Genomic DNA, 20,997 nt, shown 5'->3' with positions numbered 1-20,997 from the left:
GCTAGCCCTTCTTGGTCTTCATGACGACGTAGCCCAACAGCCCCATGAGTCCCAGGGCGATCGGAATGATGAAGGGGTTGAAGCCGCCACAGCCGCCCTCGGGCGCAGCTGCCTGACCGTCGGCCGAGGCGACCGCGGAGCCACCGGCTTCGTCATCCGGCCCGGCCACGGCAGCGCCTCCGCCCTGCGAGCCGCCGGAACCCTGACCTTTTGCGCCGGCTTCAGATGACCCACCGGCACCGGCCTCGCCGCCTTCTTGGGCCATCTCTTTGGCCTTCTGGCGGCGGCGCTTCTCGTCGGGGTCCTCGCGGTCGATCGACACCGCCGAGACGTGCGTGTTGGCCTCGTCGACCTTGTTGCCAAGGTTGTCGCGCAACACCTTGATGGATGCGAGGACAACCATCGCGACCAGCACGACCAAAATGATCGTCTCGGTCGCCGTGGCTCCCCGTTGCTGCTTCAAGCTGCGGCCCAGTCGCCTCATCGTCTCTCTCCCGCGGTAATACGACGCTGCAAGACCAGTCTACGCTACTGCTTCTTCTGCTTCAGTTGCTCGAGCAACTTCCTCTTGGGGCAATCCTCGAGCACGTCAGCCAGCTCCTCGTCGCCTTCGAACCGCTCGCACAATTCACCGATCTTGGCGGCATCGTCGAGTTGCCTGCAGACGCCAAGGAGCGCCTCCACGTTCTCCGCATTCGGCTTCTCCTCGACCGCGGCGGCGAGCCAACGCTGGGCGCGCTGGTGTTCGCCGAGCGCGGCGAGCGAGCGGCCGTAAAGCGACATGGCTCGGGCGTCGAGCGCCGAAGCTGGCACATCTTCGAGGTACTGTACGACTCGGGCATGATTCTGCTGGCTGAACGCCGTTTCGGCAAGTGCCAGCGTCTTGGCCGTCGACGGCTTCTTCGAGTCGGCCCCTTCGGCGGCCTTCGACTGCTCGGGCAGCTCGTCGACCTGCCGATAGATCACCGGCGGCGGTTCGGTGTCTGCCCCTTCTTGGCCCGCTGACTCGTCTTGCAGGGCCGTCGGCGCCTTATGGGCGCCCTGCTCTTGCTTAGCGCCCTGCTCTTGCTTAGCGCCCTGCTCTGGCTGAGCGCCCTGCCGTTCCTGACCGCCCTGCTCTTGCTGAGCGTTCTGTTCGGCACGCAACGTCTGGCGAAGCTCCTCTTTGGACGGAGGTCCGGGCGGCTGGTACGGCGCACCGCACTCGACCTGATAGCGCTCGGGCACCTCTTTTCCATAGCGCACCTCGATCGCCTGTTTGCGCGCCTCGATCTTACGCTCGTTGCTGGCCTGTTTGCCGAGCTCGAGAAAGCAGCGATAAAACCCTAATGCCAGGCGGGGCTGGTTCATGTGCTTGTCGTAGAGCACGCCCAAATTGACGTAGGGCACCGGATCTTTCGGGTTCATCTGCTGAGCGACCAGCAGATACGACTCGGCGTCGAGCGGCGCACCTGCATACATCAAGGCGGCGCCCAGGTTGTTGAAGACGGACTGGGGATTGTCGGTCGTCTCCAGCAACTGCTGGAGCACGCGCACCGCTTTGGTGTAGTTGCTCGTGGCAATGTAGAACTCCGCCAGCGACCGCTTGACCTCTTCACCGCCACCGTAGCGAAGCGAGCGACTGTAGTAGCGCTCGGCGAGCGCGAAATCTCCCACACGCACGGCCGCTTGGGCGGCTTTGAAGTACAAGTCGGGGTCGCGGCTGCCCTGCTCCATCTCCTGCTCGTAGTGGTCGAGCGCGCGGTTGTACTCCTGAGCTTTAAAGGCGCGATCTCCGCGCTCTTTGACCGAAGCACACCCCGATAGCAATGACAGCGTGGTGAGCGTCGCGATCAACAAAAGTGAAATGACGGGGCTGCGCACGCAGGCCCCGCCAGATGAACGCGGTGACAACGGATTGATCATGGGGAACTTCAAGTTGGATGAGGCATGTGCCCGATCGCCGTCCTCAGTGTTGAGGATAAACATGCTTGGGGTAGATCCCCTTCTTCTTCATGTATAGCTCTTCGCCGGCCGCCCACCGATTCTCGCGGGCCGTCGGATCGGGAAAATAGGCTTTTACGGTGTCGAGCGCCTGGGCCATCTCACGGTGGCGACTGCGCTTCTTGGCCTTGTGATACTGCAGGCGACGCTGACGCCAAATGTCGGTCAACTCTTTGCGGATGGAAGCTTTGGCCGGCTCGAGCTTGGCCATCTCTTTGGGAAGCTCGGTTTTTCCGGCTTTCTCCAGGTACTTCTCGGTCTCGAGCAGCTTTTTGTAGCCCTCGAACCGGTTGGAGATGGCGGCGTCTTTCTTCTCGAGTTTCTCGATGCCCACGCTGTAGGCGTCTTTTGCCTTCTGAAGGCACGCCGACTCCCCCATGCAGCTGACTTCGATGACCACCGGAGGCTGCTCTTCGACGGGCACCTTGTCTTTTTGTTTGCCGCCGCCCCCGCCCGGGTCGTTGAAGAAAGTAAACCACAGCAGTCCGACGATCGCGGCACCGGCGACGACCACGAGCAGCGGGTTGGTCTGCTCGTTCTTCTTTTTGCCCTGTTGCATCCGGTCGTAGACCGTCGCTTCCTTGGGCCGGTCGGCCTCTTCCATCGCTTCGGAGCTGCTGGCGATTTCGTCCCAACTGATGATGCCGCTCTCCGAGCCGCCGTCGGCCTGGGCGTCGTTGGGTTGAGGCTGTGCGCCGCCCATGTTGGCGTCGGTTCCACCGGCCGGAGAATCGCCGAAGCCGAACCCGTTCGCGTACTGGCCTTGGCCGCCTTGACCGCCGCCCTGACCATTCTGCCCACCGAACCCAGACTGAGACTGCTGACCGAAGCCGCCGCCACCGAACTGATTCTGGTTCTGGTTGCCGCCTCCACCGAACTGATTCTGGTTCTGGTTGCCGCCGCCGAACTGATTTTGGTTGCCGCCGCCAAATTGGTTTTGGTTGCCGCCGCCCTGGGCGCCGAATCCGGCCGCTTGCGGGGCCTGCTGCTGCGCATGGTTTGCGGGCTTCTGAGGGGCGTGGTTCGAGCGGAAGCGGAATTGGAGCTGGCCCAGGTGGAGCATGTTGCCGTCGTACAGCATCTGCTCGCCCTGGAGCTGCTGGCCGTCGATCGCGGTCAGCCCGCCACGCGAGAGCACCACCAGGTAGTAGCTTCCGTTCTTGAACACGATAACGGCGTGCTGGCGCGATACCGTTGGATGGTCCAAGACGAAATCAGACCCCTTGTCCCGGCCGACGCTGACCGAGTCCGAGTCGAAGCTAAACTCCTGGATATCCCCGTTGTTGTCGTATTCTAGCCAAAAAGAAGGCATGACAGACATGTCCTCGCTAGTGAGCTCGTTCGACCCGCCGCTGTCTGGGGCGGGCTTTACCAAACCGCAGATACTCTCCGGCACGGCCTGCGGGCCATTGTACGCCACTGCTGGCGAAAACAAAACTCTTTGTGCCGGGTGAACCCGTTGGGGCGTCAGGAGGGAAAACAGACATCGTCACGCGACCCTCGAAGGTCGAGCCCCGTGGCTCAACCTCCCTGGTTCTTGACCTTCAGAATCATCGCCCCCATGACCACGACGACGACCGCCCCGAAGATGAACATCAGCGGCATCAGAATCTTGACGGCGGCCTGGCTGGCCTGCTTCTCGATCTTCTGGGTGCGCTTGTTTCGGATGGTGTCGACCTGGATCTCGAGCACGCGCGCCAGCGGGCTACCGCGCTTCTCCGACTGGATGATCGCGCCGACCATCGAGTTCAGGTAGTCGGAGTCGACACGCTCACACAGGTTGAGCAACGCGTCGGCCTTGGGCGTACCGACGCGCATCTCCTGGAGGACCACGCCGAGTTCCTGGATCATCGGGTCGTCGGGGTTTTGCTCCTGGCCGCGGGTGACGACGCGGTCGAGCGCCGTCATGAAGTCGAGGCCCGCGCGCATCGACAACACCAGAAGGTCGATGGTGTACGGAAGGCGACGGTCGATCTCGATGAGACGCTCGGTGATCGCCCCACGCAGGTTCAGAAACGGGAAATACAGGCCGCCGGCGCCCACGATCAACGCGATCGGGATATTGGGCGTGTTCGACGCCAACGTCGTGAGCAGAATGATCGAAAAGAAGATCCCCAGCGCGGTCGTACAGCAGGCGCCCAAGAATTCATTGGGGGTGAACGCGCCCATGTAGCCCGAGCGAGGCAACTGATCGCGCAGCTTCTTACGTATGCGCTCGATGAAGTTGTCACTCTCCGGAATCATCCGGAAGTAGTGAGCGAAGATCTTGATCAGCGGCAGCGTCAGCGCGTAGAGCCCATCCTCCTGCAACAGACGCTTTCGCTTGGTCAGACGGTATCCGTAGATCTCGTCTTCTTCGACCTCCTCGGGCACGAAGCCAAATGTCAGCAGCGCAAACGCCACAAACATCAGCACGATGGCCGAGATGATCAGAATTGTGGGGTGTAGAAGTTGCTCCACAACCGTTCCTTGCCGTTAGACCCGGATATTGACGATCTTGAGAATCAGCGCCACGCCGATGATGTTGAGCACGACGGCGATGGCGATGACGATATAGCCGATCCACGAGCTGAACAGCGGTTCGATCAACTCCGGATCCATCAAGTAGAACACGCCGATGACCACCGCCGGCATCGCTCCCATGACCCAGGCCTGCATTTTGCCCTGGGCGGTCTGGGTGTCGATGACGCGCTCGAGACGGTAGCTCTCACGAATCGTCGAGCTGATGTCGTCGAGAATCTGAGGGATATTACCACCGACGGTACGACCCACGAGCAGCGCCGAAATGGCCAGCTCGAGGTTGCGCGCGGGCATGCGCTGCTGCAGTCGAATCAGACACTGGTCGAGCGGGGTGCCCAGCTTGTACTCACGCAACAGAACTTGAAGTTCCTGGCTGATGGGGGGCGGCATCGAGTTGGTCACGTCGGCGATGGCCTCGGGCAGCGAGGGGTTCGCCTTGAAGGCGTTGGCCATGTAGACCATCGCCTCTTCGACCTGCTCGTTGATCTTTTTGACGCGCTCGTTCCACTTCATCTTCAGCCAGAATCGCGGCGCCACGAAGCCGAGCACGCCGCCGGCGAGCCCGCCGATGATGCCGCCCAAAAAGACGACGCCCAGGCCGATGCCGGCCAAGATCACGAACAGGTGGATGAGAACGAATTCTTGCGGCGAAATGTCCAAAAAGAGCCGGTACAGCTCTTTGCCGACCACGCGCTCGTAGACGCCTCGCTCCTGCGAGATGCGGCCCGCCACCCATTCACCCCCGCCGAGCACGGCGAGAATGCCGGTGACAAACACCGCGACTAGTGCAAGCCAGAGATAGAGCACCTGGGTGACTCCTGCTTGAGTAAAATGCGACGCCTCAGCGGTCGGCGGCGCGTCTCTTCGTTCGAAGAATCTTTGCAACGAACGTCAGTGTAACTTTGACCTACCATCGGCGCAACTACGCGCGACTAGAAGAAGTCTTCCTCGTCGGCCAATCCCTGAACCAGGAACTGGTTGAGGAAACTTGGCAAATAGCCGGTGGCCATGTGGTAGCCGTGGACCTTCTTATTCTCGTCGACGTGCGTCTGCTTGTAGCGGTAGATGTCTTCGAGCTCGACGTAGCCGTCGTCGTTGATGCCGATGACCTCGGTGATGTACGACACACGCCGGCTGCCGTCCGAAAAACGCGACTGCTGGACGATGACGTCGACCGAGTTGGCGATCTGCTGGCGAATGGCGCGGGTCGGAAGTTCCATGCCGCTCATCAACACCAGCGTCTCCAGACGCGCGATCGCCTCACGGGGGCTGTTGCTGTGGACCGTGGTCATCGACCCTTCGTGACCGGTGTTCATCGCCTGGAGCATGTCGAGCGCCTCGCCGCCACGACACTCACCGACGACGATACGGTCGGGACGCATACGCAGCGCGTTTTTGACCAGGTCACGAATCGACACTTCGCCTTTGCCCTCGACGTTGGGCGGCTTGGTCTCCAAGCTGACCACGTGATCCTGCTGGAGCTGCAATTCGGCGGCGTCCTCGATGGTCACCACGCGCTCGGTCTGGCCGATGAAGCTCGACAGCACGTTGAGCAAGGTCGTCTTACCCGAGCCGGTACCACCGGAGATGATGATATTCTTTCGCGCCCGCACCGCGCGCCCCAAGAATTTGGCCATCTCGGGCGTCAAACTCTCGAAGTTGACCAGATCGCCCACCCCGAGGCGGTCCTCCGGGAACTTACGAATGGTCAGGCACGGGTCTTTGAGCGCCAGCGGCGGAATGACCGCGTTGACACGCGAGCCGTCCGCCAGGCGGGTGTCGACCAGCGGGTTCGATTCGTCGATGCGCCGGCCCCGCGGGATGACGATACGCTCGATGACCGTCATCATCGACTTCTCGTCGTTGAAGAAGCGGTCGGTCAGCACGATATTGCCGTCGAGTTCGGCGTAGATATGGTCGCGGTCGACGACCATGATCTCGCTGACCTTGCGGTGCTTGATGAGGTCCTCGATGGGCCCCAGACCGCACACCTCGTCCATCAACTCTTTGAAGACGTCGTCGCGGGTAAACGGCGGCGGGATCTCGTGGGCGTGAATCTCGAGCAGCTGCTTGAGGCGCTCGGACACCTGGCGCACCGTACGCGGCGTGCGGTAGTCGGTGATCTCGAAGCTGTGCAGGTCGAGACGCTCTTTGAGCTCGTCGTGCAGCATCGCCTTGAACTCGACGAGCGCACGGCGCTTTTGACGGTCGAAGACCTGCGCCTCTTCGCCGGCCAGGTTGATGCGCGGCTCTTTGTAGTCTTCGTCGGGGGCGATGTCGCCCAGGTAACTGTCGAGGTCTGCGTGACCGCCCAACGGCGAGTCGTTGTCGCGAGCACGAGGTTGGCTGCGCTCGGCGGTCATCTGGCCAGCCGCACCACTTCGACTGGCCGCCGGCATCGCCTCGGTCGCCCGAGAGCGGTTGGTGCGCCCGGAACCGCCGCCCAGACGCGAGGATCGCTCGACGCGCCGCTGGCTTCGACCGTTCGAGCGCGAAGGCGTACGCGACGGGGGGCGCGCGCTCGCCTGTTCTTCGACGCAGAAGCGGTAGATGTCGATGGTGGCGAATTGACCGAGCTCCATCTCCTGAACTCGGTCGATGCGCTCGCCGTTGACGACCACACCGTTGGCCGACTGATTCACCAGCAAGATACGGTCGCCCATGATCTTGATGATGGCGTGTCGACGGCTGACCGTCTTGCTGCTCAGGATGATGTCGTTGCTCTTGCTCCGCCCGATGGAGACTTCGGCCACCGGTTGTTCGACAGGATACAGATACTCCTGCCCCTTGTTGTCCAGCACGCGTATTTGCTTCATCGTTCCATGCGGCTTTTCAAAAGACGGAGCCAGTTAGACGGCTCACTCGAGCAATGACGGCTGGGCGTTGGCGCCGCCGCCGGACTGAGAGTTGCCGGTGGCATTATTCGCCGGGGCCGAACCACCGCCGCTATCGACGTCGTCGAGGTCGGGCAGATCTTCGGGCTCGGCGCCCGACTCGATCAACTGCTTGAAGACCCCGTCGATGTACTCATCGTGGGTCTTCTCACCCGGCTCGTAGACGCGCGGGGTGATGAACAGTGCGTTGTCGAGCGTGGTCGCCACGTAGTTGCGGCTCTTGAAGAGCCATCCCAAGATGGGAATGCGCGACAGCATGTACCAACCGGTCGAGTTCGACGTGTTGTTCAGGTTTTCCTGGGTCGACACGAGCACCGACTGACCGGCCATCGTGTTGACGACACTCTCCACCGCGTTGTTGCGCAGCGCGGGCACCTCGTTGACGGCGTTGGCGTAGTCGAGCTCGCTGTAGTCGAGCACGACCTCGAGCTTGACGTTGTCGTTGGCGTCGATGACCGGCTTGATCTCGACTTTGAGGCCGTAGGGGACTTCACGAAGCGCGGTGGCCGACAGCCCGGCGATGCGGATGAGCAAGGTACCACCGTTGTGGTAGCTGGCCGTCTTGCCCGCCTCGGTCACGATCGTGCCGTGGCTGATCGTTTTGATGAGACCATTCTCCACGAGGAAATCGAGCGCCACGTTGACCTGGCCGACCAGCGACCAGTACGAGGTCATGCCGTCGCCACCGGTCAGCGCGGCCGGGTTCGACAGAAGCGTCCCGGTGTTGCCGGGAGTGACGCCGTCGTCGAGTTCGTTGCCGTAGTACAGCGGCACGTCGCCGCTACCGAAGGTGTAGTTGGCGCCGATGAATTGGCCCCACTTCACACCGAGTTGGTCGCGGTTGGTCGTGGCCAGCTGCACAAAGTAGATGTCCACGGCGACCATGCGCGCGCCTTCGACGAAGGCCTCGCGGTAGGTCGTGAAGTTGAGCACCTGGTTGGGATACAGGGTGGTCAGCGCCTCGATCTTGCGCTTGAACTTCTCGCCGGCGACCTCGCCTTCGAGGAGCACGCGCCCCTTGACCACGCGCACGTCGACGCCCGAGCCCGGCCCGAGCACCTCGCGGACCTCTTCGGCCAGCGACTGCGGGTTGGTCCCGACGACGCGAATCAGAAGCGTCTTCTGGCCGCTGCTGCCGTAGATGTTGATCGTGGTCGTGCCCGGCTGCTTGCCGGTGACGATCAACTGGCGGTTGTCGGCGACCTGCGCGTCGGCGATCTGGGGCAGACCGATGCTCACCGAGCGCACGCCGCGCCCGCTGAAGGTCAAGGTCTCACCCACCGAAATGGTAAATTCTTTATCTGGCGCCTGCGCATGCACCGGCGTCGGCGAGATGCTCACCGTAACCGCCGTCGATGCCAACATCAGAAGGAAGAGTACTCCCAACCGCTTGTACAACTTCATCTTACTCCTCATTACGACTTGCCGCTCCATACCCTTTGGGACCGGCGGGATGCGTAAATCATTCGGCGCGGGCTCAATTCAAAATGAATGGGCATTTTGGAGACACTCTACCCCAAGAAGCCCTTTCTGATAAGTGACCTTGTGACAAGTTCTCGTCCGGCTGAACTGCTTCCACGAAAAAGCGGTGCGGAGCCCTCTCACGGTCGTATCTCTCCGGGAGTTCACTCCGCACCGCTTTTGCTCTTCGTGGCGACCACCGATCACTTATCCGTGCCGCGATAAATCTTGATCGTGTCGTCCTTCTTCTTGCGCACGCGCGTCTTCACGCGCTTCTTGCGCTCGCGGTTGAGCACCTCGAGGTCCTGAAGGACCTGCTTGAGGGTCTTGCGCTTGACGCCGCCAATCTCGACGTCCTCGTTGTGACGCAGCAGCAACATCAGCTCGCCGCGGGTCTGAGCGATGGTCAACAGCTCGGCCTCGTCGATGGTCACCGACGCGGTGACCGTGCTGTAGCCGCCGCGGGCACGCCCGCCGCCTTGCTGCTTGCCGGCTGCGACGCCCGAAATCTCCTGGCCGACGGCCAGCAGGGTGACGTTCTGCAGCAGCGTCATCGTCACGTAACCGACGCTCTGGCCGCCACCGGCCTCGCGGATGACCTGGTCTTCGCTACTGACCGGGAAGGTGCCGAGCACGTCGACGCGATCACCGGGGCGAAGCAATCCGGACACGCCGCTTATGTTGTCGACCGGAATCGACATGGCGCGCTCGCCGGGCGGGATCTTGCTCGAAAGGTTGCTCGAGACCTCTTTGACGTTGAAGTCGCTGGTCAAGATCATCGCGCCCTCTTCGATCGAAGAGGAGACGGGCTGACCGGCGTAAATGTCGAAGTCTTCTTTGAGCACCGGGTTAGGCGGCAAGAAGCGCTGGGGGACCTTCTCGCTGGTCACCTTGTCTTCGGTCAGCGGGGTGCCCGCCGGGATGTCACGCGCAGCCTTGATGACCTCGACCTGATTCTTCATCAGGTTTTTGACCTTCTTCTCTTGCTGCGTGTGGTACAGGTACACCAGCAGCGCGGCGAACGCGCCGACGATGACCGCCGCGATGAGCAATTTCTTCTTCGCCATGGGGATAGCCTCCCGAGAGGTAGTTCGGAGCCCGGTGATCGGCGACGCCGCCGTATGACGCGGGCGCCGTTATATACTCACTTGCCGCATTTGCGTTGTAAACACGAAGTACAATAGCAGACACCGAAAAATCGGTCCAGCTATTTACAGTTACGGCTCCGTGTCAGGTCACCAGGTAGTCGTGCTCGCGAAACCACGCCAGCGCGTCGGCGAGGGTGTTTCGCAGCGCGCGGGACTCGTGGCCGAGCTCGGCGCGGGCGCGATCGCTGCAGAGTTTGCGCGAAAAGGCCGCGAGCTCGACGCCGACGACCATCGGGGGCACATCGACACCGACCTTGCGTCCCAGCCGCTCGGTCAGCCGCGCCAGATGGCGCACCGGCGTCGCGGGCAGGTGGAATCGGGGCTTGTCGACGCCGGCCAGCTCCCCGACGAGTTCGACGAAGCGATCGACGTCGAGGTTTTCGCCGCCCAGAATATAGCGACGCCCCGGCCGGCCCCGCTCCAGGGCGTTGACGATGCTGTCGGCGGCGTCGCGCACGTCGACCGCGTTGAGCACATCGCCCACCACCGCCGGGAGCTTCCCCCGAGCGACCGCCAACAAAAACTCACCGGTCGACGGCTTGATGTCACCCGGCCCGAAGACCGCCCCCGGAATAGTGATCACGGCCGGCACGCCCCGGCGCAGGTAGCGATACAGCTCGGCCTCCATCGCCCACTTCGACTCGTAATAGGCGTTGGCCACGGTCCCAGGCACGTACTGGTCGTCCTCGTCGAGGACCGCCTCGGGCCCCTCGCCCACGCCGAGCGTCGCCGGGCTCGACACGTACACGATCCGCGGGATGCGGTGGCGCGAGCAGGCGTCGAGCAAGTTTCGCAGCTGGTCGACGCCGCGGCGGCGTGCCGCGTCGACATCGAGGCCGTCGCGCGGGTAGAACCCGGCCGAGTGAATCACGCCCAGACATCCGCCCAGGGCGCCGTCGAGACTCTGCGGGTCGTCGAGATCCGCCTCCACCCACTCCACGTCGACGTCGGCGACGTGCCAGGTCTTGCTCGATGCACGCTTGGTGGCGCGCACCGGATAGCCGCGCTCGGCCAGCGTGCGGGCAATATGCGCCCCGAGAAAGCCGGTCGCTCCGAGAACCAGTATTTTGGGCTTGTCTGCCATCAGTTCACTCAGTCGTAGTCGGCTCAGTCGTAGTCGGCGGGATACCAGTCGTCATTGTCCCAGTGCTCGCGCAGCCGGTCGAGCACGGCGCGTACCAGCGGGATGCCGTAGTCCTCGAAATTTCGCGTCCCCTCCCAAAAGCGCTGCACGTCGCCCCGCCCCTGGGCGCGGTACTGCAGGCTCTTGGCGAGCATCTGGATGCGATCGGCAGCCTTGACGATGCGCGCTTCGAGGGTGTCGGCGTCTTCGTAGGCGCTCACCGCCTCGCGCCAGCCCTGCGGTGCGTCGGCGAGCACCTCGTCGACCGCGCGCGCCTCCCCGTCGGCGATCGCATCTTTGCCGATGAACTTCTTGACCGGCCACGGCAGATCCGTCAGCAGCGTCTCGCCGATGTCGTGCAACAAGGCGATTCGCAACACCCTTTCGGTGTCGACGTTCTCTTCGACTCGGTCGGCCAGCCACATGGCGATGAGCGTAGTCTCGTAGACGTGGGCGGCCACCGACTCGGGGCCCTGCACACCGCAAACAACCCAGCCCGAGCGCGGAAAACTCTCGAGGCGTTCGGTGCGCGCGACCAGGCGCAGTAAGTCGTCGGCGTGTGCTTGGAGGTTCATAGAGTCGGCCCTGCAGATGAGTCACGTCCGCTATTTACGTGGAACTACCATTTAGGGGCGGACGACCAGACACGTTTGCGCGAAGCGGTCGTCTTGCTGATAAGCCACGTGGCTATTGGCGTATCGCACCGCCTCGCGCAAACGCGGCGCATCGTCCGCCCTTAAATCTTAACTACTTCAATAGCAGGCGCCCCAATCTCTGCAAGCCCCACTCTTCCCTGCAAGCCCTACTCATACGCAGCCCCCAACCTTTACACCACGCAAATTTTTCGCTAGTCGAAATCGTACAATTTAGAACCCTTCCAACAAACTGAACACAAGAGGCTTACCATGGCGGATATCAAGAATCTCGGCATCCTCGGCTACGACGGGCTGCGCTTCGTGTCGCTCGATCTCGACCGCAGCCGCGAGTTCTACACCGACAAGCTCGGGTTTACTCAGATCGCCCAGTCGACCCCGCAATGGGAAGAGCAGACCGGCGACCGCGCCGAGGTCTTCCACGCCGGCGACGTGACCATCGAGGTCATCGAGTCGCAGCGCGACGACTCCTTCGGCGCCTACCACCGCCAGTTTCACCCGGCAGGCATCGCCACGGTCAACTTCCGCGTGCGCGACGCCCAGGAAGCCTGGGACCGCCTCGAGGAGCGCGGCGCGACGTTCATCGACGAGATGGAGGTCGACGAGGTCGACGGCGGGCGCTACCGACGCTTCGAGATCGCCAGCCCCCTGGGCAACGCCACCTTCGGCTTCGTCGAAAAGACCGAGTACACCGGCTACGCCCCCGGCTTCGAGGACCTCGACCACGACGAGACCAACGAGTTTGCCATCGGCGCCATCGACCACCTGACCTCGAATATGCGGACGCTCAAGCCGTATATCGACTGGTATACCGACGTGCTCGGCATGGAGAAGTTCTGGGAGATCGCCTTCCACACCAGCGACGTCAACCCGGACGCCGGCGTCGGCTCGGGGCTCAAGTCGATCGTGACCTGGGATGCCGAGAGCGGCACCAAATTCGCCAACAACGAGCCGATGCGCCCCTTCTTCAACCGCTCCCAGATCCAGAAATACCTCGAGGACTTCGGCGGCCCGGGCGTCCAACACGCCGCCTTCGAGGTCGAGGACATCATCGAGACGGTGCGCGAGCTTCGCGAGCGCGGCATCGACTTTCTGTACACCCCGTCGACCTACTACGAGACCCGCCCCGAAACGCTCGCCGAGCAAGGCGTCGACGAGATCGACGAGGACTGGCAGGTGCTCGAGGACCTGGGCATCCTGGTCGACGGCTCCGACGACGGCTACCTGCTGCAGATCTTCATGAAGGAAGCCGCCCTCTTCTACGACGAGCCCGAGGCGGGCCCCTTCTTCATCGAGCTCATCCAGCGCAAGGGCGACAAGGGCTTTGGTGGCGGCAACTTCCGCGCGCTCTTCGAAGCCATCGAACGCGACCAGCTGGGCGAGCTGGCAGGGACGTCTGAATAGGATGAATTGACCGCGCGCTCGCCTTGCAGGTGCGCCACGCCCTCTACATGAGCATCTAAGGACATAGGGGCTGCGAATCGCCACTCTTGGTCGGCTCGCAGCCCCTATGTCCTTAATTGCCTATGTAGCGGGCGTCTCGATCTCTGCAAGTCCTACTCCTCACCCTTCCTCCCCCTTCTCACCCCGCCCCAAGCGGTTACCTTCCTTCGGTAGAGACCTCCTCTACCAATCCAAGCCCAACGCCTCCGCGCCTCGATCGCATGAAGACAATTTTGCTCATCGACTCTGATCAGCGCCGCCGCGAACTGTACGCGCGCATTTTGTCGCGACGCGGCCACTCGGTATTACACGCCCAGAGCGCCCAGAGCGCCCGCGAGCAGGTCGCCCGTCGGCCCGTCGACCTATGCGTGGTCGACAGCGAGCTCGAGGACGCCACCGGCACAGGCTTTCTGAAGGCGAGCTGCGGCGAGCTGGGCGCGGCCAAGGTCGTCTTCTTGTCGACCTTCTTCCAGCAGGACTCGCGGCTGTACGACCAGCTGACCCGCGAGCTCGGCGTCGAGCTGGTCTTGCACAAGCCCATCGCCCCGCTCGAGTTCGGCGTGCAGATCGACAACCTGCTCGAGGCGCCCGACACCGAGACGCTGACCGCCGACTCGACCGTCGAGCGCGAGGTCGGCGACATGCGCGAGGCGTTCATCGACGAGCTTCGCGCCGAGCTCGAGGAGCTGTCCGATCAGGTGCGCAGCGCGCGCCGCGAGCCGGTGAGCGCCGACCAGTTGAGCGACGCCCGGCAGGTCGCCCGGCGCCTGCAGAGCGTGGCCGGCCGCCACGGCTACTTCGACGTGGGTCAGTCCGCCGGCGCCCTCGAGCAGGCGCTCGAACGCGTCGAAGAGGTCTGCCCCGAGGAGCGAACGAGCGCGTGGAGCGCGGTCGACACCGCGCTCAGAAACGCGCGCGCATCCTCGCTGCACCTGGAGAGCAACCGCGACAACGGCGCGGGCGACGAGCCCACCAACTCCGCCCCGCCGCCGACCTCGACGGTGCTCTTGGTCGACGACGACCAGGAATTCGTCGACAAAGCCCAATCCCTGGGTGACCAACTGCTCATCCATGTGTGTCAGGCGACCTCGAGCCAGGAGGCGCTGCACAAGCTCGACGAGTGTGCGAGCGGACCGGAGGCGATCTTCATCAACGTCGACATGGGCGACGACTTCGACGCCTTCTCGCTCGTGCGCCAGATCCGCGCCCGCGGCGAGGCCAAGCCCACCCCCCTGGCGTTTATCTCCGAGGAGGGAAAGCTGCGCGACCGCGTCCAAGCCGCCCACGCCGGTGCGGTGCTCTTCTTGGACAAGCCGGTCGACAGCACCGAGTTCAGCCAGGCCGTCCACCAGCTCGTCTCCCTCAAGCGCGCCGCCCAGCCCACCGTGCTGGTCATCGACGACGACCGCGACTTCGTGGGCCAAGCCCGCCGCCTCTTCGACGCCCACGACATGGTCCTGGCTCACCTCGACGACTCGACCGACGTCCTCCAACAACTCGAGCGCACCAACCCCGACGCGGTCGTCATCAACGCGACGATGAGCGGGGTGAGCGGGTTCGACCTGTGTCGGATGCTTCGCACAATCCCGCGCTGGCAAGATTTGCCCATCGTCTTCGTGAGCGACAAGGGCGGCCTCGACGCCCGGGTGGCCGCCTTCCGCGGCGGCGCCGACGACTTTTTGCTCAAACCGGTCGCCGCCGAGGAGCTGCTCGCCCGCGTCGAGGTGCGCATCGAGCGCAGCCGGCTGATGCGCCAGCGCGCCGACCGCGACGTGCTCACCGGCCTGCTGACGCGCCGCGCCTTTTTGGAAGCAGTCGCCGCGCGCATCTCGGAGGTGCGCCGCAAAGGCAAGCCCCTGGCCTTCTGCCTGCTCGACCTCGACCACTTCAAGCAGATCAACGACACCCACGGCCACATCGCCGGCGACCGCGTCCTCGCCGGGCTCGGCCGCCTGCTGCAGAACCGGTTTCGCTTCGAAGATTTGCGCGGCCGCTGGGGCGGCGAGGAGTTCGCCATCGCCATCGTCAACGAGGACGCCGCTACCGCCAAGAAGGTGCTCGAGCGCATCCAAAAGGAGTTCGAAGCCGTCGAATTCGAGGGCGCCGACGGCCAGACCTTCCAGGTCACCTTCAGCGCCGGCATCGCTCAGGTCCCCGGCGACGGCCAAGAGGCCGACCAACTGCTCAAGACCGCCGACGAGCGCCTCTACGCCGCCAAGGCGGCGGGGCGCAATCAGATCTTCTGCGACAACAGCGCTGCCTCCGATTGACGGCGACCTTTGGAGGTAGGGCATCTTGTCCTGGTTGCAAGGCCGTACCCTCATGCAACCAGCGCTGGAAGCGCTGCCTCCAAACGACGGCGACCTTTGGAGCAAACCTCGCGTGGTCGACGTGCGAGCCTCACACGGTATCAGACACCGTGTTTTGCCCCCTCCAACTCCACACGAGCACTTCGGCGACGACGAAGTCCTCCTGCAAACACCGCACAGGCGGATCGACGACGCCCAACCGCCCCTGCAGAGTCTGCAACGGCGGTTGGACGTCGTTCAGCGCCCCCTGCAATCCACCGCAGTGGGGTTCGGCGGCGCCAAAGTGCCTGTGCAGAAATCGCAGGCCGGCGCCGGTGACGCCACAACATCTTCGCAGCGATCGCAGCACAGGTTCGGCGGCGCCGAAACACCTTTGCAGAGATCGCAGCACAGGTTCGGCGGCGCCAAAGTGCCCATGCAGAGATCGCAGCACGGGTTCGGCGGCGCCGAAACGCCTTTGCAGAATTTGCAACGGGGATGGTTCGGCGTCGAAACGCCGTCGCTCACAGCGAGCGCGGCCGAAAACCAAACTCGCGCTCGGCGCGCGAGTTGTCGAGCCAGACACCCTGGCGAAAGAGAGGCAGGTGGCGGATCTCGGCAGGGTCGTCGCTCAGGCGCACCTCGTAGCGCCCCAGACGCGCGGCCTGCGGGCCGGCGGGCTCCAGGCGCGCGTACAGCTCGCCCACGGTCGTGTTCTCGCCGCCGAGCACGAAGCGCTCGCCGAACGACTGGCGCACGCTGGCGGCGACGTGGGCGCGGGCGACGTCGTCGACGTCGACGACGTTGATGGGCGCGTCGTCGGAGACCTTCTTGAGGAGCTTTCTCGACGGGAGCACCGCCCCGTCGCCGATGCAGATGCCGGGGTTGAGGATCAAGAGATCCATGCCGTCGGCCGCCTGGCGGAAGCACTCCTGCTCGACGGCGTATTGCGCCTCGACCACGTTCGACTGCGCGGTGCCCGGCAGGTAGACGTCGGCGGCCGTGGAGACGCGCCCTCTGGTGGGCGGGGCGATCGTCGAGGCGCAGCTCGTCACGATCACCCGCTCGACGTCGGCGTCCCGGGCGACCGCGAGCAGGTTGCGCATGCCGATGACGCTCTCGCGCAGGTACGCCCACTCGTCTTTGGACGGGTCGGGCGCCGAGGCCACGAAGACGTAGTTGAAGCCGGCCAGCGTCTCGACGAGGGTCTCGCGGTCGAGCAGATCGGCCACGATCGACTCGACGCCCAGGCCCCCGAGCGAGGACGCCTGGCTGTTCCAGCGGCGCATGGCGGCCGCCTCGACGCCCTTGTGGACAAGGGCCCGCAAGATGTGATCGCCGATGAAGCCGGTGGCTCCGATGACCAGGGCGCGTTGCATGGTGGTGTCTCGATGCGTTGGGAAAGAGGAATCAAGGCGCCGGGGCCAGTACCCGGGCCGGCGCGCGGACGGCGTCTTGGCCGCTGTGACAGTTGTAGCAGTTGCCGCTGTACAGCGGCTCCTGCATGACCTTCTCGTTTCCCTCGTAGCGCACTTTGACCTGCAGGGGCATGGACAAGTCGACGTCGGCGTCGCGCGCGAAAAAGTTGCCAGCGCGGTTGGTCGGCAACTCGAGCACTTGCCCTTCGTCGTCCTCGACGACCACGATCGCGCCCTCGACGCCGGCGCAATCATCGTCGGCCTGCTCGTCGAGGTAGACGGTACCGGCGATGGCAAATGAGGGAGCGTCGTCGTTGGAGCTATGACAACCCATGCAGTCGCCGCCCGGGTGCATCAGCGCCGAGCCTTGGCTGCCGCCCTCCCAGACCAGACCGGAGGAACAGGAGTCCGAGGAGACCAGCCCCTCGGGCGCATCGCCGCCGTTGTCACCGCATCCGACGGCCAGCGCGGTGATGAGGAGTGACGCTATTACGGCGATGGTCTCTGCTCTACCCCGTCGCATCACAGACCTCCGTCGGCAGCGCCGCTATCTTCCCGGGTAATCTGGAAGCCCTCGACATGCCCCGGGCCGAAGTCGCCCGAGCAAGACGACACGTAGACCCGGTCGTCGACCACCAGCGGCACCGTGTATCGGCGGCCCCGGTCGCCCAGCGTGGTCTCGAAGACCCGCGTGCCATCGAGCACGTCGATGGCCACCAGTTGTCCCTTGTTGTCGGGCCCGGAGGCGATGTCTACGATCCAGGCGATCTGGCGCCCCTCGTCGCCCAGCGTCGACAGCGTCATGCGGCTTGGGTGGCGGCGGAATCGCTCGGTGGCCGCGTCCGTATCGAACGAGGGGAACTCCCAGAGACGCTCGTAGACCGGGCCGTCGTCGGTGGCGCGGATGGTCGTGGCCACCACGCCGGCCGGGTGGGTCTTATCGGGCATGAACGTCGGGGTCATGATGATCGGCGTGTCGCCGTCCCAGGCCACCACCGGCTCGGTCACCGCCATGCCCGCCCAGGTCCAGCGACACGGATCGTCGGCCGTGCCGCAATTCTCCACAAGCTTGAGGCGGTCGAATTGAGTTCCGTAATGGGTCTGGTCGACCATGTAGAGATGGCCGTCCTTTGTGGGGTAATTCAGGGTCTTGTACTCGCCGACCTCGACGTAGGCCGGGGTGCTGCCGCCGATATAATCGAGCTGCTGCCAGCATTCGAAAAGCGTCAGCCCGTCGCAGCGGTTGTCCCATACCTGCGGCGGCTCGTCGTCCTGGCCGGTGAGCCGCGGAATCCACAGGTTCTCGCACGACTCGATGCAGGCGTTCGAGGGGGCGTCGGAGTCGAAGTCGGCGCATGCATCCGGGTCGCAGGCCGGGTCGAAGTCGAGCCCGGGACCGGTGCGCATCAGCGTGTTCGCGTAGTCGTTGCGCGCCAAGTCGAGCTGGCCGTTGCCCGGAGCGAGCACCAGCTCGTAGCCGCCGGGCTGGTCGAGAACCAACGGCCCCGACGGAGCCCACAGACCGCCGCCGCACAGGCGCTCGCGCGAGCCCGACGAGCCCTCCGGGCCACAGTTTTCGGCGGGCTCGGGTGTGGTCACCAATACCGAAGAGACCGAGGCGTCAGCCCCCTGCTCGTGCCAGGCATCGACGTCGATCTCGAACGCCCACCCGTGCCAGGGTTGGATATCACGGGCGTTCCCGGAGGTGATATACGCCTTGCCAAAAGTGTCCCCGTCGACCTTGCCGATCTCGACGTCCGGGCGAATCAGGGCATACGCCGGGTCGAACGAGACCGTCTTGTCGTCGTTGCCGTCGACCGTGGCCTCGAGAGCGATGTCGCCAAACGCGGGATCGACCTGACGATTCTGCAGATCGACCACGGCCACGCGATGGGTGAGGCGGCGGGTGTTCGGATCGACCTCTTCGGCGCTTCCAGGCACGCTGTGATACGCGATCAAGATGCGATGCTCGTCGATGAACGCCGGCTGGGCGATCGACAAGACGCCCTCCCCGTCAGGGGTCGGCAGCTCGAGGCTCCACAGCTCGGCACCCGTGTCGGGGTCGAGTCCGGCGAGCGTCCCCTCGGCGCCCAGGGCCACGATCTCGGTCGCGCCGTCCCGCTCGTAGGGCATCGGCGAGCTGTACAGACAGCCCTCGAATTCCTTCGACGTGGCCCCCTGACTCGGGAACATCCGGTTGATCTCCCAATCCGGAGCCGAGTACGCGTCGGGCTCGCCGTTATTCGCCCCGTCTTGTGAGTTGTCGTCACCGCAGCCGGCAGCGCCTGTAAGGAGCAGGGCCGTGGCCAGACCAATCAAAGAAGTTCGTACTGTATGCCGCATGGTGCCTTTTCGTGCGGAAAAAATTGGCTTCAAAGTTTGGAAGCACGGTCATCGAAAAGGCATCGATTGTCAAATCACGCAGGCGGCCCGCCCAATCGCGTAGCGGCTGGGGAGGTGGTGCGTCAGTCGAGCGTCAACCGCGCCACCAACATGGTGTGGTAGGTCGCCGGGTGGATATTGGCGGCGGCCAGGTGGTCGAGCTTCCAGCCCATCTGGCGGAGCTCGCCGATGTCTTTGGCGGCCGAGGCGGGCGACGGGCCCAGGTAGACCAGCCGGCGCACGCCCAGCGCCTTGAGGTAGGTGAGCGCGCGCTTGCCCAGGGGCTCGCGCATGGGGTTGATGCTCGCGGCGGTGAATCTTTGGCCGTCGAGGGTGAGCTTGCGCAGCGCGTTCTCCCAACCGCCGACGACGAACTCGGCGTTGGTCGCCTCGTTGGCGACCGCGTTGAGCTCGGCGGTCGACACCGAGCTGCGGTTGATGTCGACGCCGACGACGCGCTCGACGCGCTTGGCGGCCAGAATGGCGATGGTGCCGATGCCCGTGCCGACGTCCAAAAAGGCGTCGTCTTCGCGCAGGTCCAAAAGCTCCAAGAGCGCGTCGTACAGGGCGTCGGACGGCGCGATCGTCGCCGGGAACCAGTCTTCGTAGCCGACCTCGATCTTCAACCCGGCGATGGGCAGCAGCAGGCGCTCGGGGCCGCTCAAGTGCGCGCGGCGCTCGCCCACCGACACGGCCAGGCCGACCTCGTCGGGCAGCATCTCTTCGAGGCGGGCGACCAGCGCGGCCACCGGACCTTCGGTGATGGCGCGCTCGAGCACGTCTTCGCCGGCGATCTCGCTCAAGCGCACGTCGACGAACCCGCGGCCGATGACCGGCGAGGCGACGCTCACGGTGCGGATCGCCGGGGCGATCTCGGCGCCCTCGTCGCGGGCGCGCAGGGCCATCGCCTCATCCCAGGGGAGCTCGTCGAGCTCCATGAAGGCCTCGCGCACCGTGGCCACCAGCCGGCGCACCGGGGTGGTGAGCGCCGGGCAGTCGAACATCGGCACGAGCGCCTCTTGGACCGGCGTGTTCAAGCCGAGCTCGCAGGTGTCGTCGGTGCGACGGTAGGTCAGCGCCGAGCGGATGCGAAACGCGTCGCCGCGCGCGATGGGCTGCGGGGTGATGATCTCACAGTGGGGCTGCTCGTCTTCGGGCACCCCGGCGAATTTCTCGATGACCTCGCGCACCGTGCGCACGTGGTAGCCGAGCTCCTCGTTGACGGTCACGTGGCGCAGCTGACAACCCCGGCACACCGCGTCTCGCGCGCACAGCGGGTCGCGGCGCTCGGGCGAGGCGTCCAGGACCTGCTCGAGGATGCCGAAGATGCGTCGTCCGTGCTCCTCGCCCACATCCACGCGCACCCGCACCTTCTCGCCGGGCAAGGTGCCGTGCACCGACAACCAGCCATCGGCCAGGCGCACGTAGCCCTCGCCGGTGAACCCGTAGTCATCGATGACCACGTCGACGGTGCCTTGCGCAATGATTTGTTCGAGCGTGCGTTCGTCCACGTCGCTAACTGGGTCGAAGTTCGAGTGAGCCGCACAGATTCTAACGTCTCGGGCAACATAGGCATTCACCGCTCCCGATACAACGCCGGATTGCGCCCTGCCGCGCGCGACGTTGTCGCGCCCTGCCTCGTGGCCATGTTTAGCGATTGGCTGTTTCCTTCGAAAGCCCACAC

General features: G+C 64.3%; 17 protein-coding genes. 2 read left to right on the top strand and 15 right to left on the bottom strand.

The features are described from left to right. Position 1: 1 nt before the first annotated feature. From FIV42_RS21325 to FIV42_RS21280, 10 genes are all read right to left on the bottom strand, one after another. Positions 2–484 carry a hypothetical protein gene (locus FIV42_RS21325; protein ID WP_141199654.1) on the bottom strand — a complete coding sequence of 161 codons (483 nt, stop codon included), beginning with the start codon at positions 482–484 and terminating at the stop codon, positions 2–4. Positions 485–528: 44 nt separating this feature from the next. Further along, on the bottom strand, positions 529–1,905 hold the full coding sequence (locus FIV42_RS21320) for a tetratricopeptide repeat protein (RefSeq protein ID WP_168210839.1): 1,377 nt from the start codon (positions 1,903–1,905) through the stop codon (positions 529–531). 43 nt (positions 1,906–1,948) lie between these two features. After that, positions 1,949–3,295: an FHA domain-containing protein gene (locus tag FIV42_RS21315; RefSeq protein WP_168210838.1), complete on the bottom strand. Its 1,347-nt coding sequence runs from the start codon at positions 3,293–3,295 to the stop codon at positions 1,949–1,951. Positions 3,296–3,504: 209 nt separating this feature from the next. Then, positions 3,505–4,443, bottom strand: a complete 939-nt coding sequence (locus FIV42_RS21310; protein WP_141199651.1) for a type II secretion system F family protein — start codon at positions 4,441–4,443, stop codon at positions 3,505–3,507. Positions 4,444–4,458: 15 nt separating this feature from the next. Then, a complete protein-coding gene (locus tag FIV42_RS21305) occupies positions 4,459–5,310 on the bottom strand; it encodes a type II secretion system F family protein (protein ID WP_141199650.1) in 852 nt (283 codons plus the stop codon). Positions 5,311–5,435: 125 nt separating this feature from the next. Then, positions 5,436–7,319, bottom strand: a complete 1,884-nt coding sequence (locus FIV42_RS21300; protein ID WP_141199649.1) for an ATPase, T2SS/T4P/T4SS family — start codon at positions 7,317–7,319, stop codon at positions 5,436–5,438. A 42-nt stretch (positions 7,320–7,361) separates the two neighbouring features. After that, positions 7,362–8,801 (bottom strand): type II and III secretion system protein family protein, encoded by a 1,440-nt coding sequence (locus FIV42_RS21295; protein ID WP_168210837.1) that lies wholly within the window; start codon positions 8,799–8,801, stop codon positions 7,362–7,364. A 260-nt stretch (positions 8,802–9,061) separates the two neighbouring features. Further along, the gene (gene cpaB / locus FIV42_RS21290; RefSeq protein WP_141199647.1) at positions 9,062–9,925 is read right to left on the bottom strand and encodes a Flp pilus assembly protein CpaB; all 864 of its coding nucleotides are present in this window, start codon (positions 9,923–9,925) and stop codon (positions 9,062–9,064) included. 163 nt (positions 9,926–10,088) lie between these two features. After that, positions 10,089–11,090, bottom strand: a complete 1,002-nt coding sequence (locus FIV42_RS21285; RefSeq protein ID WP_141199646.1) for an NAD-dependent epimerase/dehydratase family protein — start codon at positions 11,088–11,090, stop codon at positions 10,089–10,091. A gap of 23 nt (positions 11,091–11,113) precedes the next feature. After that, positions 11,114–11,704: an HD domain-containing protein gene (locus tag FIV42_RS21280; protein ID WP_141199645.1), complete on the bottom strand. Its 591-nt coding sequence runs from the start codon at positions 11,702–11,704 to the stop codon at positions 11,114–11,116. 330 nt (positions 11,705–12,034) lie between these two features. Between FIV42_RS21280 and FIV42_RS21275 the strand changes: the two genes are divergently transcribed. Both FIV42_RS21275 and FIV42_RS21270 read left to right on the top strand, forming a co-directional pair. Next, entirely contained in the window at positions 12,035–13,186 is a 1,152-nt protein-coding gene (locus tag FIV42_RS21275; RefSeq protein ID WP_141199644.1) for a 4-hydroxyphenylpyruvate dioxygenase family protein, read from the top strand. Between the two features lie 260 nt (positions 13,187–13,446). Beyond that, positions 13,447–15,495, top strand: coding sequence for a response regulator (locus FIV42_RS21270; protein WP_141199643.1), 2,049 nt, complete (start codon positions 13,447–13,449; stop codon positions 15,493–15,495). Between the two features lie 130 nt (positions 15,496–15,625). On the opposite strand, the gene FIV42_RS21265 is transcribed toward FIV42_RS21270, so the two are convergent. From FIV42_RS21265 to FIV42_RS21250, 5 genes are all read right to left on the bottom strand, one after another. Next, a complete protein-coding gene (locus FIV42_RS21265) occupies positions 15,626–16,006 on the bottom strand; it encodes a hypothetical protein (RefSeq protein WP_141199642.1) in 381 nt (126 codons plus the stop codon). Positions 16,007–16,037: 31 nt separating this feature from the next. Further along, positions 16,038–16,892, bottom strand: a complete 855-nt coding sequence (locus FIV42_RS21260) for an NAD-dependent epimerase/dehydratase family protein (RefSeq protein WP_168210836.1) — start codon at positions 16,890–16,892, stop codon at positions 16,038–16,040. Between the two features lie 31 nt (positions 16,893–16,923). After that, a complete protein-coding gene (locus FIV42_RS30300) occupies positions 16,924–17,454 on the bottom strand; it encodes a hypothetical protein (RefSeq protein WP_168210835.1) in 531 nt (176 codons plus the stop codon). Then, positions 17,454–19,274: a hypothetical protein gene (locus FIV42_RS21255; RefSeq protein ID WP_141199640.1), complete on the bottom strand. Its 1,821-nt coding sequence runs from the start codon at positions 19,272–19,274 to the stop codon at positions 17,454–17,456. Before FIV42_RS21255 ends, FIV42_RS30300 begins: the two co-directional genes overlap by 1 nt. Positions 19,275–19,396: 122 nt before the next feature. After that, the gene (locus FIV42_RS21250) at positions 19,397–20,824 is read right to left on the bottom strand and encodes a class I SAM-dependent RNA methyltransferase (RefSeq protein ID WP_141199639.1); all 1,428 of its coding nucleotides are present in this window, start codon (positions 20,822–20,824) and stop codon (positions 19,397–19,399) included. Positions 20,825–20,997 lie beyond the last annotated feature (173 nt).

This window comes from Persicimonas caeni, assembly GCF_006517175.1.
Taxonomy (GTDB): domain Bacteria; phylum Myxococcota_A; class Bradymonadia; order Bradymonadales; family Bradymonadaceae; genus Persicimonas; species Persicimonas caeni.
The sequence above is the reverse complement of the archived record's forward strand: the minus strand, read 5'-3'. Positions and strand labels throughout refer to the sequence as shown.

Coding starts and splice junctions, on each gene's coding strand:
- FIV42_RS21325 (WP_141199654.1), bottom strand. CDS start 484: ATGAGGCGACTGGGCCGCAGCTTGAAGCAGCAACGGGGAGCCACGGCG.
- FIV42_RS21320 (WP_168210839.1), bottom strand. CDS start 1,905: ATGATCAATCCGTTGTCACCGCGTTCATCTGGCGGGGCCTGCGTGCGC.
- FIV42_RS21315 (WP_168210838.1), bottom strand. CDS start 3,295: ATGCCTTCTTTTTGGCTAGAATACGACAACAACGGGGATATCCAGGAG.
- FIV42_RS21300 (WP_141199649.1), bottom strand. CDS start 7,319: ATGAAGCAAATACGCGTGCTGGACAACAAGGGGCAGGAGTATCTGTAT.
- FIV42_RS21295 (WP_168210837.1), bottom strand. CDS start 8,801: ATGAAGTTGTACAAGCGGTTGGGAGTACTCTTCCTTCTGATGTTGGCA.
- cpaB (WP_141199647.1), bottom strand. CDS start 9,925: ATGGCGAAGAAGAAATTGCTCATCGCGGCGGTCATCGTCGGCGCGTTC.
- FIV42_RS21285 (WP_141199646.1), bottom strand. CDS start 11,090: ATGGCAGACAAGCCCAAAATACTGGTTCTCGGAGCGACCGGCTTTCTC.
- FIV42_RS21280 (WP_141199645.1), bottom strand. CDS start 11,704: ATGAACCTCCAAGCACACGCCGACGACTTACTGCGCCTGGTCGCGCGC.
- FIV42_RS21275 (WP_141199644.1), top strand. CDS start 12,035: ATGGCGGATATCAAGAATCTCGGCATCCTCGGCTACGACGGGCTGCGC.
- FIV42_RS21270 (WP_141199643.1), top strand. CDS start 13,447: ATGAAGACAATTTTGCTCATCGACTCTGATCAGCGCCGCCGCGAACTG.
- FIV42_RS21260 (WP_168210836.1), bottom strand. CDS start 16,892: ATGCAACGCGCCCTGGTCATCGGAGCCACCGGCTTCATCGGCGATCAC.
- FIV42_RS30300 (WP_168210835.1), bottom strand. CDS start 17,454: ATGCGACGGGGTAGAGCAGAGACCATCGCCGTAATAGCGTCACTCCTC.
- FIV42_RS21255 (WP_141199640.1), bottom strand. CDS start 19,274: ATGCGGCATACAGTACGAACTTCTTTGATTGGTCTGGCCACGGCCCTG.